The organism is Demequina gelatinilytica (assembly GCF_000971115.1).
Taxonomy (GTDB): domain Bacteria; phylum Actinomycetota; class Actinomycetes; order Actinomycetales; family Demequinaceae; genus Demequina; species Demequina gelatinilytica.
The window spans coordinates 13800-28509 of record NZ_BBLV01000026.1; the positions used below are offsets into that span (position 1 = coordinate 13800).

Below are 14710 nucleotides of genomic sequence, written 5' to 3' on the forward strand. Positions count from 1 at the left end.
GCTCACCGGAGGGACGGGGCGCCTGAGCCCCGGGACGATGCGCCGGATCAGTCGAGCCGTGACGGCGGCCGGCGCCAGGCCGCGTCGGCGGGGCGCAGCAGCTCCCAGCCCGAGCGGCGGGCCGCGTCGAGCGCGAGCGCGCCGGCGACGATGGTCGGGCTCTGGACCTCGCCGGCCCAGATGGAGGCGAGGACGTCCTCGAGCGGGACCCACCGGCCCTCCATGTCCCGCTCCTCCTCATGCCGCGCATGCCGCTCCGCCTCGGGCACCACGGAGATGTCTCGCGCGAGGAAGATCCTGATCCCCTCGGAGGAGCCGCCGGGCGAGGTCATGAAGTCGACGAGCGTGTCCCATCGCCCGGCGCGCAGGTCAGCCTCCTCGTAGAGCTCGCGCGCGGCGGCGTCCACGGGCGGCTCCGCCGCGATGTCGAGCAGGCCCGCAGGCGGCTCCCAGGTCTCCGCGCGCACCGCGTGGCGGTACTGGCGGACCAGGAAGACCTCTCCCGCCTCGTTGAGCGCCATCACCGCGACGGCACCCGTGTGGTGGATGTAGTCGCGCGTCACCACGCCCGACTCCCCCAGATCGACGACGTCCGAGCGCACGTCCCACACCTTGCCCGCGAAGGACAGGGCGCTCTCGCGCACGGGCCGTGCGCCCGGAACGTCGGCGATCATCAGACGCTGGCGGCGTCCGCAGGCGCCTTCGCAGCCTCCTGGCGGTCGATGGCGGCACCGATGAGGCCCGCGAACAGCGGGTGCGCCTTGGTCGGGCGCGACAGGAACTCGGGGTGCGCCTGCGTGGCGACGTAGTACGGGTGCACGTCGGCCGGGAGCTCCACGAACTCGACGAGCGAGCGGTCGGGGCTCTCACCCGAGACCACCAGGCCCGCCTCCTCGAGCTGCGCACGGTACGCGTTGTTGACCTCGTAGCGGTGGCGGTGACGCTCGCCCACGGTGGTCTTGCCGTACGTGGCGGCGGTCACCGAGCCCTCCTTCAGGACGGCCTGGTACTCGCCCAGGCGCATCGTGCCGCCCAGGTCTCCCTTGCCCTCGACGATGTGGAGCTGCTCCTCCATGGTCGCGACCACGGGGTGCGGGGTCTCGGGATCGAACTCCGAGCTCGACGCACCCTCGAGGCCGAGGATGTTGCGCGCGTACTCCATCACCATGGTCTGCATGCCCAGGCAGATGCCGAGCGTGGGGACCTTGTTCTCACGGGCCCAGCGCAGCGCGCCGATCTTGCCGTCCACGCCGCGCACGCCGAAGCCGCCCGGGACCAGCACGCCGTCCACGCCGCCCAGCGCCTCCTGGGCGCCCTGCGGGGTCTGGCAGCGGTCGGACGCGACCCAGCGGATGCGGACCTTCGCGTTGTGGTGGAAGCCGCCGGCACGCAGCGCCTCGCTCACCGAGAGGTAGGCGTCGGGCAGGTCGATGTACTTGCCGACCAGCGCGATCTCGACGTCCTTGGCGGGCTTGTGCACGCGCTTGAGGACGTCGTTCCACGCGCCCCACTCGACATCGTGGAAGGGCAGGTCGAGCCGGCGCACCACGTACGCATCGAGCCCCTCGGCGTGGAGCACCTTCGGGATGTCGTAGATGCTGGGCGCGTCGATGGCGTTCACCACGGCACCGGGTTCGACGTCGCACATGAGCGCGACCTTGTTCTTGACCGAGGTGGGCACCTCGCGGTCGGAGCGGAGCACGAGCGCGTCGGGCTGGATGCCGATGCTGCGCAGCGCGGCGACGGAGTGCTGCGTCGGCTTGGTCTTCTGCTCACCCGAGGGACCGATGTACGGCACCAGCGACACGTGCAGGAAGAACACGTTGTCGCGGCCCACGTCGTGGCGAACCTGGCGCGCGGCCTCGAGGAACGGCTGCGACTCGATGTCGCCGACGGTGCCGCCGATCTCGGTGATGATGACGTCCACCGACGGGCCCGCCTGCTGGCGCATGCGGCGCTTGATCTCGTCGGTGATGTGCGGGATCACCTGGACCGTGTCGCCCAGGTACTCGCCACGGCGCTCCTTGGCGATCACCTGCGAGTACACCTGGCCGGTGGTGACGTTCGACGCGGCGGACAGCTCGACGTCGAGGAAGCGCTCGTAGTGACCGATGTCGAGGTCGGTCTCGGCGCCGTCATCGGTGACGAAGACCTCACCGTGCTGGAACGGGTTCATCGTCCCCGGGTCCACGTTGAGGTAGGGGTCGAGCTTCTGCATCGTCACGCGCAGGCCGCGCGAGCGGAGAAGCCGTCCAAGAGAGGAGGCCGTCAAGCCCTTCCCGAGGGAGGACACCACCCCTCCGGTGACGAAGATGTGACGGGTGACATGGTCCGTGCCGGACGAGAATCGCGTTCGCTCCACGGGCTTCAACTCTAACAGCCGAATCGCCCTGCCGCGGCTCAGGAAACGCCGAGAAGCCCCGGGACCTCGCCGTCCCCGTAGTGCGGACGGGCTCCCTGCAGCGTCTCGGCGATGGTCGCGACGGCCGTCACGGAGCCCACCGTCCAGTCGGACGATGCGACGGTCGCGACGTCATCACGCCTGGTCTCCGCGTCGAGCGCGGTGGGCGCACCGACCACGGTCACCGGTGCGTCGTAGGCCGCGAAGGCCTCCACGATCGCGGCGGTCGCCTCCCGGTCGCCGGCGATGATCACCACCGCATCTGCTGCCGGTGCGGGATCTCCCTGGGCCAGATCGGCCTGGGAGAGCAGGTCCCACAGCACCGCGCCGCGATCGGTGCCCGCGGCGGCGACCTCGGCGCGATCCGCACCGGTGGGTGCCGCGGACGTGGCGCCCTGCACGAAGGCGTGGGCGAGGAGCACCTCGGCGCTCGCCGTCTCCACCCCCACGAGCGACGGCGCGACCTGCTCCGCGAGTGCGGAACGGAACTCGTTCGTCCGCGTGTCGTGCCAGGCGTCGCCGAGGCTCACATCGCCCGCACGATCAGCGCCTGCCAGCGGCAGGCGCGCGGCGACCGCGTCGCGAGCCTCGGCCGGTGCGCCGGGCGCCGACACGAGCACCACCGCGGTGCCGGGAAGCAGGTCGATCAGCAGCGTGGGCGCGGTGGCGTCGACGTAGTCGACCGCCGTGTCGGCGCGGGAGCCGGCGGCCTCGACGTCCTCGTGCGCCTGCACGAGCTCCGCCTCGAGCGCGTCGATCCTGTCTCCGGTCTGGCCCAGCAGGGCCGCCCTCAGCGGCCCGGAGCCGAGCACCACGCCGACCGCGAGCACCGCGACGCCCGCCGCGGCGGAGACGAGCCTGGTGCGGCCGTCGCTCATCGCCCGCCGCCGAGCGTGTCCGCGAGCCAGCTCCACCCCGACGCGATCGCGTCGTGCCCCTCGGGCGTGCCCCACGCGGCGAGCAGCAGCGCGCCGAGCGCGAGCCCGAAGGCGCCCCACGACATCACCGCGCTGTACCGGTGGCGGTACACCGCCCCGAGCACGCCGGAGTCCACCACGGAGCCGCTCGCGACCAGGCGCGACAGCAGCGCACCCGCACCCGCGGTCGAACGGTCGGACACGTACTCCAGCAGCCCTGCGCGCGCGCCCGCGAGGATCACCACGGACGCTCCCGCGGCGTGCGCGGCGAGGAGGGCGACGTCCTCGCTCGCGAGCCCGGCCTCGCACCAGTCGTGCGTGAGACCGATCGCGAGCGCCCGCGCACGGCCCGCGTCACGCCCTTCCCCGTCGTGGACCACCACCTGAGCGGCGCGGCGCAGCGCATCCTCGCTGACGCCGTCGACGTCGCCCAGGACGATGCGCGGGTTGAGGCCCGCGGCACGCGCCGCATCGGCGCCCTCGCCGACCCCGATGACGATCGGACGGCGCTCACGCGCGAAGCGCGCCAGCACCTCGTCGGAGCCGGTGAAGCGCGAGGTCACCACCACCACGGGACGGCCCTCGATCGGCAGCCGCAGCTCGGGCAGCCCGATGCCGTCGAGCAGCAGGTCGGCGTCCTGGTCGAGCAGGTCGAGCGCGGTCGCGGTGAAGGAGGCGACGTGCACGTGGAGGTCCTCGTCGGCGGCGCGGACGCGCGCGGTCACGGTCTCGAGCGTGAGCCGCGTGCCCTCGAGCGAGGATCCGCCGCCGGCCGAGACGGTGCCGCCCTCGACCGTCACCGCGGAGCCGTCGCGGATGGTGAGCGCCGCCGCGCCCGCGGACTCGACCACCGGGATCCCGGCCTCGAGCAGCACGAGCGCGCCGGTGGTGGGCAGGCGGCCGGAGATGCAGGACTGCACGTTGACCACGGCGACGGGTCGCCGCTCCGCGAGGGCTGCCGCCGCACCCTTGTCGAGGTCGAGCGCATCCACGATCGCGACGTCGCCCGGCTGAAGACGGCGCGCGAGCGCACGGGGCGACGAGTCGACGCGGGCGGGGCCCGAGATGAGGGTGGCGGCGGCGGTCATGGCGGCTATGGTGCCACGCGCGAGGCCTCCAGCAGCTCACGTGCGTGGGCGAGTGCGGTCTTCGAGTCCTCATGGCCCGACAGGAGCCGCGCAAGCTCCTCCACGCGGGCCTCCCCGTCGACCTGGTGGACCTGCGAGCGGGTCACCGCGCCGTCGGACGCCTTGGCCACCACGATGTGCCGGTCGGCGTGCGCCGCGACCTGCGCGAGGTGCGTCACCACCAGCACCTGATGGGTGCGTGCGAGCTCCGCGAGCCGCCTGCCGATCGCGATCGCGGCCTTCCCTCCCACGCCCGCATCGACCTCGTCGAAGACGAACGTGTGCCCGGGAGCGGCGGCGTGCCGCGCGAGCGACACCTCGATGGCGAGCATGATGCGCGAGAGCTCGCCGCCGGAGGCGGCCTCCGCGACGGGACGATGCGGGGCGCCGGGGTGCGAGGCGAGCGTCATCGAGACGTCGTCGGCACCGGAGTGGCGGAGCTCGGCGCGCGCGACCTCGACGGCGAAGCTCGCATCGGGCATCGCAAGGCCCGCGAGCTCGGCGTCGACGTCGGCGGCCAGGCGCGCGGCCGCCTCCTTCCGGCTCGCCGTGAGGTCCTCCGCGAGGCTCTCGACGGCAGCCGCGGCGACCGTGACCGCCTCGCGGCGCGCCGCGAGGGTCTGGTCCCAGGTGTCGTCCTCGAGCACCGCCGCGGCCGCCCGCTCGCGGTACGCGAGCACGCCGTCGAGGTCGGTACCGATGCGACGCATGAGGCCGCTCAGCTCCGCACGGCGCAGCTGGATCTGCTCGAGCCGGGCGGGATCCGCCTCCATGCGGTCCAGGTACGACGCGAGCTCGTGCCCGATGTCCGCCGCGGCGTAGGCGACGTCGCCGAGCCTCTTCTCCAGCTCCTCGAGCGCGGGATCGTGGCGTGCGGCATCGGCGAGCGCGCGGCGCGCGGCATCCGCCGCGACCACGAGCGTGAGCTCGGCATCGCCGTCGATCGCAGCCATCGCACCGGCCACGCCGGTCCGGACGGCCTCGGAGTTCTCGAGCACCTCGGCCTCAGCCTTGAGGCGCGCATCCTCGCCGGGTTCGGGGATCACCGCGTCGATGGCCTCGAGGTCGTCCCGCAGGCGCGCGGCCTCGAGGCGCGCGAGCTCGGCGCCGGACTCCATGCGCTCGAGCTCGTCCTGCGCCTGCCTCCATGCCCACCACGCGCCCTGGTACCGCTCGAGCAGCGGGCCGTGGTCGGCGTAGCCGTCGAGGATCCCGCGCTGCTCGGCCGACGAGCGCAGGCGCGCCTGGTCGCTCTGCCCGTGAACGGTCACCCAGTGCGCGGCGACCTCGGCCAGCACCGCCTGCGGGACGGCGCGTCCACCGATCACCGTGCGCGACCGCGTGGTCGCGCCCACGCTGCGGCTGACGATCACGGTGCCGTCGTCGTCGAAGGCCGCGCCCGCCTCCTCGAGGCGCTCCGCGGGCCACGAGCCGGGGGCGGCGTCGACCACGGCCTCGGCGACCGCGGCATCGGCCCCCGTGCGCACGGTCGCGCGCACCGACTTCGAGCCCATGATGAGCCCGAGCCCCGTGAGCACCATGGTCTTGCCCGCACCGGTCTCACCGGTCACGCATGTGAGTCCCGGGCCCAGGTCGACGCGGGCGGACTCGATGACACCGAGGTTCTCGATGGTGAGCTCGTGAAGCATTCAGATCCCCGCGCCCGTGTCGGAGACGGGGCGCTCACCTCGGAAGCCGTCGACCGGCAGGGCGAACTTCTGCACCAGGCGCTCGCTGAAGGGAGCATCGGACATGCGCGCGAGCCTCACCGCCTGCGCACCGCGTCGCACCTCGATCCGGCTGCCGCGCTCGACGTCGATCGCGCGCGCGCCGTCGAGGACCACCTGGCCGTCGCTCGCGGAGCGGTCGAGGATCTCGATCCGGACCTCGGACCGCGGCCCCACCACGAGCGGTCGCGAGAACAGCGCATGCGCCGCGAGGGGCACCACCAGCAGCGCGTCCACGTCGGGCCACAGCACGGGCCCGCCGGCGCTGAAGGCATGCGCGGTCGAGCCTGTCGCCGACGCGACCACCACGCCGTCGCAGCCGAAGGTCGACAGCGGACGGTCGTCGATGTCCAGCGCGACCTCGATGGTGGTCCGGAGGTTGGCGCGCTCGACCGTGACGTCGTTGAGCGCCCAGCCCTGCGTCCGACGCCCGTCGGGCAGCGTCACCAGCACGTCGAGCGTGCCACGCTCCTCGATGTCGTACTCCCCCGCCGCCAGGCGGCGCGCCGCGTGCGCGACATCGTCCCGCTCGAGCTCCGCCAGGAAGCCGACATGGCCCAGGTTGACGCCGAGCAGCGGGATGCCGGTACCCCGCGTCATGTCCGCCGCGTGAAGGATGGTGCCGTCTCCGCCCAGCACGAGCGCGGCCTCGACCGGCGCGTCGACGCCTGCCTCGAAGTCGGTGCAGGTCGCGACGCCCTCGGCCTCGAGCGCGGCGGCGGCGAGGCTCGCGGCCTCCTGCGCCTCGGGACGATGCGGGTGCACCACGAGCAGGATCCTGCGCGTCATGGTGCTCCTCCCGTCTCCTGCGCGATCGCGGCCCTGACCTGGGCTTCCGTCAAGGCGACCGGCCTACGCCGGTCGCCGTCACCAGCCTGCCACGAGCGGGACGCCCACACGAAGAACTCGACGTTGCCGTGAGGACCCGGGAGCGTCGACCGCGCGATGCGGTGCACGTCCAGACCGGCGCCCATCATGGCGGACGCGACCGACAGCACGGCGCGGGCACGGTCGTCGACGTCCGTCACCACCCCGCCCCTGCCCAGCCTCTCGCGTCCCACCTCGAACTGCGGCTTCACCATGAGCAGCACGTCCGCGTGCTCCGCGAGCACGCCGACGATCGGGCCGACCAGGAGCGTGAGCGAGATGAAGGAGACGTCCGCCACCACGAGGTCGGGCGCATCCCCCTCGAGATCCGCGGGCACGAGCTCGCGCGCGTTGAGCCCCTCGCGCGCACGCACACGAGGATCGGCTGCCACCGCGGCAGCGAGCTGGTCGTGGCCGACGTCGATCGCGTGGACGCGGGCCGCGCCACGCTCGAGCAGCACCTGCGTGAACCCGCCCGTCGACGCCCCCACGTCCAGGCAGACGCGTCCCTCGACCGCGAGCTCGGGGCAGGACTGGAGCGCGCCGATCAGCTTGTGGGCCGCGCGGGAGACGTAGCCGTCGTCCCCGACGACCTCGAGCCGCGCATCGTCATCCACGTCGAGCGACGCCTTCGAGACGGGCGCACCATCGAGGGTCACGGCCCCAGCGGCGATGAGCTCCTGCGCGCGGGTGCGCGACGTGACCAGCCCGCGCGCGACGAGCGCGCGGTCCAGCCGCATGCTCAGCGCGACTCGTCGCGGAGGCGCGTCGAGAGCGCCTCCTGCACCTTGTCGAAGAACTCGGCCTGCTGCTCGAGGTCGTCCGGGAGCTCCGTGACGGCCTTGAGCGCCTCGCGCACCTCGGCCGGGTACTCGAGCTGTCCCTTGAAGTCGCGGGTGTTGTTGAGGTCAGCCATGGGTCAGGAGGCTAACCGAAGTGCGGGAGCGTGTCGACATCGAGACGGTCGCCGGCGTCGACGGCCGCCCACGCGGCCGCGCATGCCGCGCGCACGCGGTCGATCCGGCTCCCACCGTCCACGGACAGGTGGCCGTCGGTGACGCGTGCGCGGGCCTCGCCCACGTGCCACCAGTGCTCCGCGAGCAGCGGCTCGGGGTGCGACTCGGCCAGCGTCGACAGGTCCTCGCCGATGAACGAGGGACGCTCCCCCGGGACGGCCAGCACCGCATCGCGCGCGGTCGAGACGCCGGTGAGCACCAGCAGCCCGGGCACGTCCGCTGCACGGGCGCCCTTGAGGTCGGTGTCCAGACGGTCGCCGATCATGAGCGGCCGGTCCGCGCCGGCCTTGCGTGCCGCGAGGTGGAGCATCGCAGGCTCGGGCTTGCCCGCAGCGAGCGGGTCCACCCCGGTCGCGGTGCGGACCACGCCCACGAGCGAACCGTTGCCCGGCGCGAACCCGCGCTCGGTGGGCAGCGTGAGGTCGAGGTTGGTCGCGAAGTAGCGCGCGCCGGCGTTGATCGCGTACGTCGCCTCGGCGAGCTCCTTCCACCCCAGGTTCGGGGCGAAGCCCTGGATGACCGCTGCGGGGTGCTCGTCCGCCGAGTCGACGATGACGAAGCCCTTGGCGTGCACCGCCGTGTAGAGGCCCGCGCCGCCCACGACGAGGACCTTCTGGCCGGCCGGCACGTGCTCGGCGAGGAGCTCGGCGCCCGCCTGCGCGGCCGTCATGACCTCCGCCGCGTCGCACGGGATGCCCACCTCGGCAAGGTGCTCCGCGACGGTCTCCGGCTCGCGCGAGGCGTTGTTGGTGACGAACACGACCGCCATGCCGGCGGCTCGCGCCGTCGCCAGGGCGGGCGGCGCCGACGGGATCGCATGCGGCCCCTTGTACGCGACGCCGTCGAGATCGACGAGTGCGACGTCGAACGCGTCCTGGAGCGCCGCCTCGGTGCCGAGCAGGCCGACGGTCATGCCTTGTCCTCGCCGGCCTCGTCCTCGGCGACCTCGTGGAGGTCGTCCTCGTCGTCGTACGCGAGATCCACGTCGTCGGCGTCCTCGTCCTCGTCGTCCGACGGCTCGGGCTCGGGCTCGGGGAGCTCGGCGGTGTCGTAGAGGACGATGTCCTCCTCGACCTCCTCCTCCACGGGCTCAGGCAGCGCAGCCTCGAGCTCGTCCGCCTCCCCGTCGCGGCCGAGGGCGCGGAGCACGGCGACCCGTGCCTCGTCGGCACGGACCTTGAGCTCCTCGTTCTTGGTCTCGATGCGCGTGAGCACCAGCAGGGCGGCCTCCGGGTCGCCCATGTCGAGGCGGGCACCGGCGATGACGATCTGCATCTCGACGGCGGAGTCGTGCGGGAGCAGCTTCGCGTCGGGCTCGTCCGCGATCGCGAGGGCGCGCTCCGGCCGTCCGAGGCCGCGCTCGCAATCCGCCATCAGCGGCAGGTGCTCGATCGAGCCGCCGAGGCGTCGCACGGTACGCAGCTCGCGCAGCGCCTCCGCGTACCGACCGGTGGCATAGGCAGTGAGCGCCGCGGCCTCGCGGACCACGTCGACGCGGCCACCGCGCTGGAGCGCGACCTGAGCGTGACGGTAGGCGAGCTCGGGATCCGTGTCGACCAGGTTGCCCGCCATGATGAGGTGACGGCCCACGTCCTCGGCGTTGTCCTTGCTCAGGGTGCGCAGACGAGCGCGGACCGCGCGGTCGAGCTGGCCGTACTCGATCTCCTCGGGGACCTCGGGCGCCTCGACGATGTGCGACTTGGTGAGCGGGACACCGGCGACGCGAGCGGTGCGCTCATCGGACTCGGGACGCTCGCGGCCGCCGCGGTCAGGACGCGCGCCCGGTCGGCCGGATCCGCGCGGCGCGCGGTCGCCGTCGAAGGAACGACGCGGACGGTCGTTGTCGAAGCTGCGGCGAGGACGGTCATCGTCCCGGCGGGGACCACGGTCGCCGTCGAACTGACGGCGGGGACGGTCGTCGTCCCGACGGGGACCGCGGTCGCCGTCGAACGAACGACGCGGACGGTCGTTGTCGAAGTCGCGGCGCGGACGGTCCTGGCGGTCGCCGTCGAACTGACGGCGGGGACGGTCGTCGTAGGAGCGCTGCGGACGGTCACCATCACGGCGAGGGCGGTCGCCGTCGAACGAACGACGCGGACGGTCGCCGTCGAAGCTGCGGCGGGGACGGTCGTCGTAGGAGCGCTGCGGACGGTCACCATCACGGCGAGGGCGGTCGCCGTCGAAGGAACGGCGAGGACGGTCGCCGTCGAACGAACGACGCGGACGGTCACCGTCATAGGACGGGCGCGACGGCCGCGACGGGCGGTCGCCGTCGAAGCTGCGCCGGGGACGGTCGTCGTAGGAGCGCTGCGGACGGTCACCATCACGACGAGGGCCGCGGTCACCCCCGCGGTCACCGTCGAACGAACGACGCGGACGGTCGTTGTCGAAGTCGCGGCGCGGGCGGTCCTGGCGGTCGCCATCGAACTGGCGCCGGGGACGGTCACCGCCACGACGGGGACCACGGTCGCCATCGAACTGGCGACGCGGACGGTCGTCGTAGGAACGCTGCGGACGGTCACCGTCACGACGAGGGCCGCGGTCACCGTCGAACGAACGACGCGGACGGTCACCGTCATAGGACGGGCGCGACGGCCGCGACGGGCGGTCGCCGTCGAAGCTGCGCCGGGGCCGGTCGTCGTAGGAACGCTGCTGACGGTCACCATCACGACGAGGGCCGCGGTCACCGTCGAACGAACGACGCGGACGGTCGTTGTCGAAGTCACGGCGCGGACGGTCCTGGCGGTCGCCATCGAACTGACGCCGAGGACGGTCATCGTCCCGACGGGGACCACGGTCGCCGTTGTACTGCCGGCGGGGACGGTCATCGTCGCGACGCGGCCCGCGGTCGCCGTCGAACTGCCGGCGAGGGCGGTCGTCGTAGGAACGCTGCGGACGGTCACCATCACGGCGGGGGCCGCGATCGCGGTCACCCTCGCGACGGGGACGGTCACCGCCAGACTGCTTCCGGGGGTTGATGCCGGGGCGCGAGTCGTAGCTCGCGCGGCGCTCGTCGCGCTCGTCCCTGTCGTTCATGATGCTCCTGTCCAGTTGTGCGGACGCTCCCGCCATTCTTGCGCGCCTGGGCGCGAAGAACCGGGTGAGTACGTCCCGAATAAGTCTCTCTCATGCGTGGTCGCGACATCCCGAGCGGCCGAGACACGGGACAATGGCGGCGATGACTGCCACCGACTTGACCCTGCTCGCCCGCATTCCGGAGACGGCGCCCGGCGCGGTTCCCGATCCTGACGCGCTCTACGAGGCTTTCGCCTCGTGGGCGGCGGACCGCGACCTTCCATTGTACACGCACCAGGAGGAAGCGCTCATCGAGCTGGTCTCGGGCTCGCATGTCATCCTCGCGACGCCGACCGGCTCGGGCAAGTCGTTGGTCGCCGCCGGCGCGCACTTCGCCGCCCTGGCCGCGCATCGTGCCGGGACCGGCCGTCGCACCTTTTACACGGCCCCGCTCAAGGCGCTCGTCTCCGAGAAGTTCTTCGCGCTGATCGAGATGTTCGGCAGCGAGAACGTCGGGATGATGACCGGCGACAGCGCCGTCAACGCGGAGGCCCCGATCATCTGCTGCACCGCAGAGATCCTTGCGAACCTCGCGCTCCGCGACGGCTCCGCCACCGACGCCGACCTGGTGGTCATGGACGAGTTCCACTTCTACTCCGACCCCCAGCGCGGGTGGGCGTGGCAGGTGCCCCTGCTCGAGCTCCCTCGCACCCAGTTCCTGCTGATGTCCGCCACGCTCGGGGACACCGACTGGCTGGTCGAGGACCTCGAGCGGCGCTCGGACCGTGCGGTCGCCCAGGTCACGAGCGCCGATCGCCCCGTGCCGCTGAGCTACGAGTACATCCTCGAGCCGCTGCCGGAGGTGGTGGAGCGCATCGTCCAGACCGGACGCGCTCCCGTGTACATCGTGCACTTCACCCAGAAGGATGCCGTCGAGCGCGCGCAGTCGCTGCTGAGCATGAACGTAGCGACGCGCTCCGAGCGGGACCAGATCGCGGCGGCGCTCGACGGCGTACGCTTCGGGACCGGCTTCGGCAAGACGCTCAGCCGGTTCCTCCGCGCGGGGGTGGGCGTCCACCACGCAGGCATGCTGCCCAAGTACCGGCGCATCGTCGAGCGCCTCACCCAGCAGGGGCTGCTCAAGGTGGTGTGCGGGACGGACACGCTCGGGGTCGGCATCAACGTCCCCATCCGCACCGTGCTGCTCACGTCCCTGGTGAAGTACGACGGCGAGCGGATGCGCCATCTCAGCGCTCGCGAGTTCCACCAGATCGCCGGCCGCGCCGGTCGCGCCGGCTACGACACCGAGGGCGAGGTCCTGGTGATGGCGCCCGAGCACGTCATCGAGAACCGCAAGGCGCTCCTCAAGGCCGGCGACGACCCGAAGAAGCAGCGCAAGATCGTCCGCAAGAAGGCACCGGCGGGTCACGTGAACTGGACGGACGCGACCTTCGAGCGCCTCCGCGACGCCGACCCGGAGCCGCTCAGCTCGAGCTTCGCGGTCACCCACGCCATGGTGCTCAACATCCTGGCGCGAGGGAGGGACGATGCGCGGAGCGGCCGCGACGCCCAGGACCCCGTCATCGCGATGCGCGATCTCATCGCGGCCGTCCACGAGACCCCGACGCAGCGAGCGGCGCACGCGCGCCAGGCGCTGCGGATCTACTGGTCGCTCCGCCAGGCCGGCGTGGTCGAACGCGTACGAGTCCCCGATCCGACGCACCCGCGAGGCGAGCGCCCGTCCGTGAGGCTGACCATGGATGTGCCGAGGAACTTCGCGCTCAACCAGCCGCTCTCACCGTTCGCGCTCGCCGCGATGGACCTGCTCAACGTCGAGTCGCCCGCGCACGCGCTCGACGTCGTGTCGGTGATCGAGGCGACGCTGTCCGATCCGCGTCAGCTGCTGCTCGCCCAGCAGTTCCAGGCCCGCGGCGAGGCCGTGGCGGCGATGAAGGCGGAGGGGCTCGACTACGACGAGCGCGTCGAGGCGCTCGAGGACGTCACCTGGCCCAAGCCGCTCGAGGATCTCCTCGAGCCCGCCTTCGCCATGTACCGACGCTCGAACCCCTGGATCCTCGGCGCCGAGCTGGCACCCAAGTCCGTGGTCCGCGACATGCTCGAGAAGGCGATGACATTCGGGGACCTGGTGTCCGTGTACGGGCTCGAGCGGACCGAGGGCATCGCGCTGCGCTACCTGGCCGAGGCCTACAGGGCCATGAGGCAGACCGTGCCCGAGGAGCATCGCACCGAGGAGGTCGCCGAGATCACCGAGTGGTTGGGCGAGCTGGTGCGCTCGACCGATTCCTCGCTCCTCGACGAGTGGGAGCGGCTCTCGAACCCCGAGGCCTTCATCGGCGACGATGCCGATCCAGCCGCACCGGACACGACCGGTACCGTGGCCGGCCCTGCACGCCCGCTCAGCGGCAACCCGCGCGTGCTGCGCAGGCTGGTGCGGAACGCCATGTTCCGCCGCGTCGAGCTCGCGTCGCGCCATGCGTGGGATGCGCTCGGGGCGCTCGACAAGGCGGCGGGATGGGACGCGGCCGCGTGGGAGGACGCGCTCGCGCCTCTCCTCGACCTGCACGGGGACGATGCGATCGGCATCGGCCCCGACTCCCGCTCGTCGGCGCTGCTCACCTTCGTGGAGGCCGGATCCGACGGCTCCGACGGCCGTGCGCGCGCAGCGCTCGCCGCCGCCGGGCGCGTGGAGGCGCCCGCCGGGACCTGGATCGTCCGCCAGGTGCTGGACGACCCCGCCGGCGACCACGACTGGTCGATCGTGGCCGCGGTGGACCTCGACGCGAGCGACGAGGCCGGCGAGGTGGTGCTCGAGGTGCTCGCGGTAGGGGACGCCTAGGCGATCGCGGAGGCGCGTCCTCGGCGCGAGTCGACGATGATCTTCCCCATCGGCATCATCGACACGGGGATGAGCTTGAGGTTGGCCCACGCGAGCGGGATGCCGATGATGGTGATCGCGAGGGTGAACGCGGTCACCACATGCGCGATCGACAGGATCAGGCCGAACGGGATCCAGAGGATGTTGCCGAGGAGCGACCATCCACCCGCGTTCGGATCGGCGACCACCTCGCGCCCGAAGGGCCACACGGCGTAGTTGCCGATGCGGAAGCAGGCGATACCCGCCGGGATCCCGATGATGGTGAGACAGGCAAGGAGCCCCACGAGGATGTAGGAGAACCACAGCCCGATCCCTGCGAAGAAGAACCAGATGATGTTGAGGATGGTGCGCATACCTCAGCGTATGTCCATCCGGCAGCGCCGGCCCAGGGCAGGTGTCAACCGCGTCGGCGTGCCGCGCCGGGAACACCCGAGCCAGGCCGGGCGCCCTCCCTCGCAAGGTAGATGAGCGGTCCGAGCACTGGGATGCAGAGGATCACCGCGAACCAGAGCAGCTGGGCCATGGCAACCGACGCCGGCGCTCGCCACCAGACCACAAGGGCGGTGACTAGCAGTGCGAGCGAGGCCAGAGCACCCGCACCCCACAGGAGGTCGTAGCCGGCAGGCAGGACCGAGTCCGCTCCATCGATCACGCAGCGACTCCCCTCGTCAGCCGCGGCCCCCGCGGCGCACCGCCCGCCCCGAGCCTAGAGCGAAACGTCACGCAGCTCTACCTGGGGATATA

The 14710-nt window shown here is 72.4% G+C and carries 13 protein-coding genes; 2 read left to right on the forward strand and 11 right to left on the reverse strand.

Annotated elements, in window-relative coordinates; all coding sequences use genetic code 11:
• Positions 1–47: 47 nt before the first annotated feature.
• From AOM00_RS14990 to AOM00_RS15525, 10 genes are read right to left on the reverse strand one after another with little or no spacing between them, the layout of a single operon-like run.
• Positions 48–674 (reverse strand): NUDIX domain-containing protein, encoded by a 627-nt coding sequence (locus AOM00_RS14990; RefSeq protein ID WP_062518569.1) that lies wholly within the window; start codon positions 672–674, stop codon positions 48–50.
• Entirely contained in the window at positions 674–2362 is a 1689-nt protein-coding gene (gene pyrG, locus AOM00_RS14995) for a CTP synthase (protein WP_062518570.1), read from the reverse strand. The genes AOM00_RS14990 and pyrG overlap by 1 nt, the downstream gene beginning before the upstream one ends.
• A 38-nt stretch (positions 2363–2400) precedes the next feature.
• Entirely contained in the window at positions 2401–3279 is an 879-nt protein-coding gene (locus tag AOM00_RS15000; RefSeq protein WP_062518571.1) for a copper transporter, read from the reverse strand.
• Entirely contained in the window at positions 3276–4406 is a 1131-nt protein-coding gene (gene steA / locus AOM00_RS15005) for a putative cytokinetic ring protein SteA (protein WP_062518572.1), read from the reverse strand. Before steA ends, AOM00_RS15000 begins: the two co-directional genes overlap by 4 nt.
• A gap of 5 nt (positions 4407–4411) precedes the next feature.
• Positions 4412–6094, reverse strand: coding sequence for a DNA repair protein RecN (gene recN / locus AOM00_RS15010; RefSeq protein WP_062518573.1), 1683 nt, complete (start codon positions 6092–6094; stop codon positions 4412–4414).
• Entirely contained in the window at positions 6095–6961 is an 867-nt protein-coding gene (locus AOM00_RS15015) for an NAD kinase (RefSeq protein ID WP_062518574.1), read from the reverse strand. It lies immediately after the preceding gene.
• On the reverse strand, positions 6958–7779 hold the full coding sequence (locus AOM00_RS15020) for a TlyA family RNA methyltransferase (RefSeq protein WP_228373536.1): 822 nt from the start codon (positions 7777–7779) through the stop codon (positions 6958–6960). The genes AOM00_RS15015 and AOM00_RS15020 overlap by 4 nt, the downstream gene beginning before the upstream one ends.
• Before the next feature lie 2 nt (positions 7780–7781).
• Positions 7782–7955: a hypothetical protein gene (locus AOM00_RS15520; RefSeq protein WP_156159213.1), complete on the reverse strand. Its 174-nt coding sequence runs from the start codon at positions 7953–7955 to the stop codon at positions 7782–7784.
• An 11-nt stretch (positions 7956–7966) separates the two neighbouring features.
• Positions 7967–8968: an HAD-IIA family hydrolase gene (locus tag AOM00_RS15025; protein WP_062518576.1), complete on the reverse strand. Its 1002-nt coding sequence runs from the start codon at positions 8966–8968 to the stop codon at positions 7967–7969.
• A complete protein-coding gene (locus AOM00_RS15525) occupies positions 8965–9645 on the reverse strand; it encodes a tetratricopeptide repeat protein (RefSeq protein ID WP_156159214.1) in 681 nt (226 codons plus the stop codon). The genes AOM00_RS15025 and AOM00_RS15525 overlap by 4 nt, the downstream gene beginning before the upstream one ends.
• Here AOM00_RS15525 and AOM00_RS15895 point away from each other — a divergent pair.
• Together AOM00_RS15895 and AOM00_RS15035 are read left to right on the forward strand one after the other, a co-directional pair.
• A complete protein-coding gene (locus AOM00_RS15895) occupies positions 9634–11304 on the forward strand; it encodes a hypothetical protein (protein ID WP_156159215.1) in 1671 nt (556 codons plus the stop codon). The genes AOM00_RS15525 and AOM00_RS15895 overlap by 12 nt on opposite strands.
• Positions 11234–13927 carry a DEAD/DEAH box helicase gene (locus tag AOM00_RS15035; RefSeq protein WP_062518580.1) on the forward strand — a complete coding sequence of 898 codons (2694 nt, stop codon included), beginning with the start codon at positions 11234–11236 and terminating at the stop codon, positions 13925–13927. Before AOM00_RS15895 ends, AOM00_RS15035 begins: the two co-directional genes overlap by 71 nt.
• Here AOM00_RS15035 and AOM00_RS15040 read toward each other — a convergent pair.
• Positions 13924–14319 carry a YccF domain-containing protein gene (locus AOM00_RS15040; protein WP_062518578.1) on the reverse strand — a complete coding sequence of 132 codons (396 nt, stop codon included), beginning with the start codon at positions 14317–14319 and terminating at the stop codon, positions 13924–13926. The two genes, AOM00_RS15035 and AOM00_RS15040, sit on opposite strands and share 4 nt — an antisense overlap.
• Positions 14320–14710 lie beyond the last annotated feature (391 nt).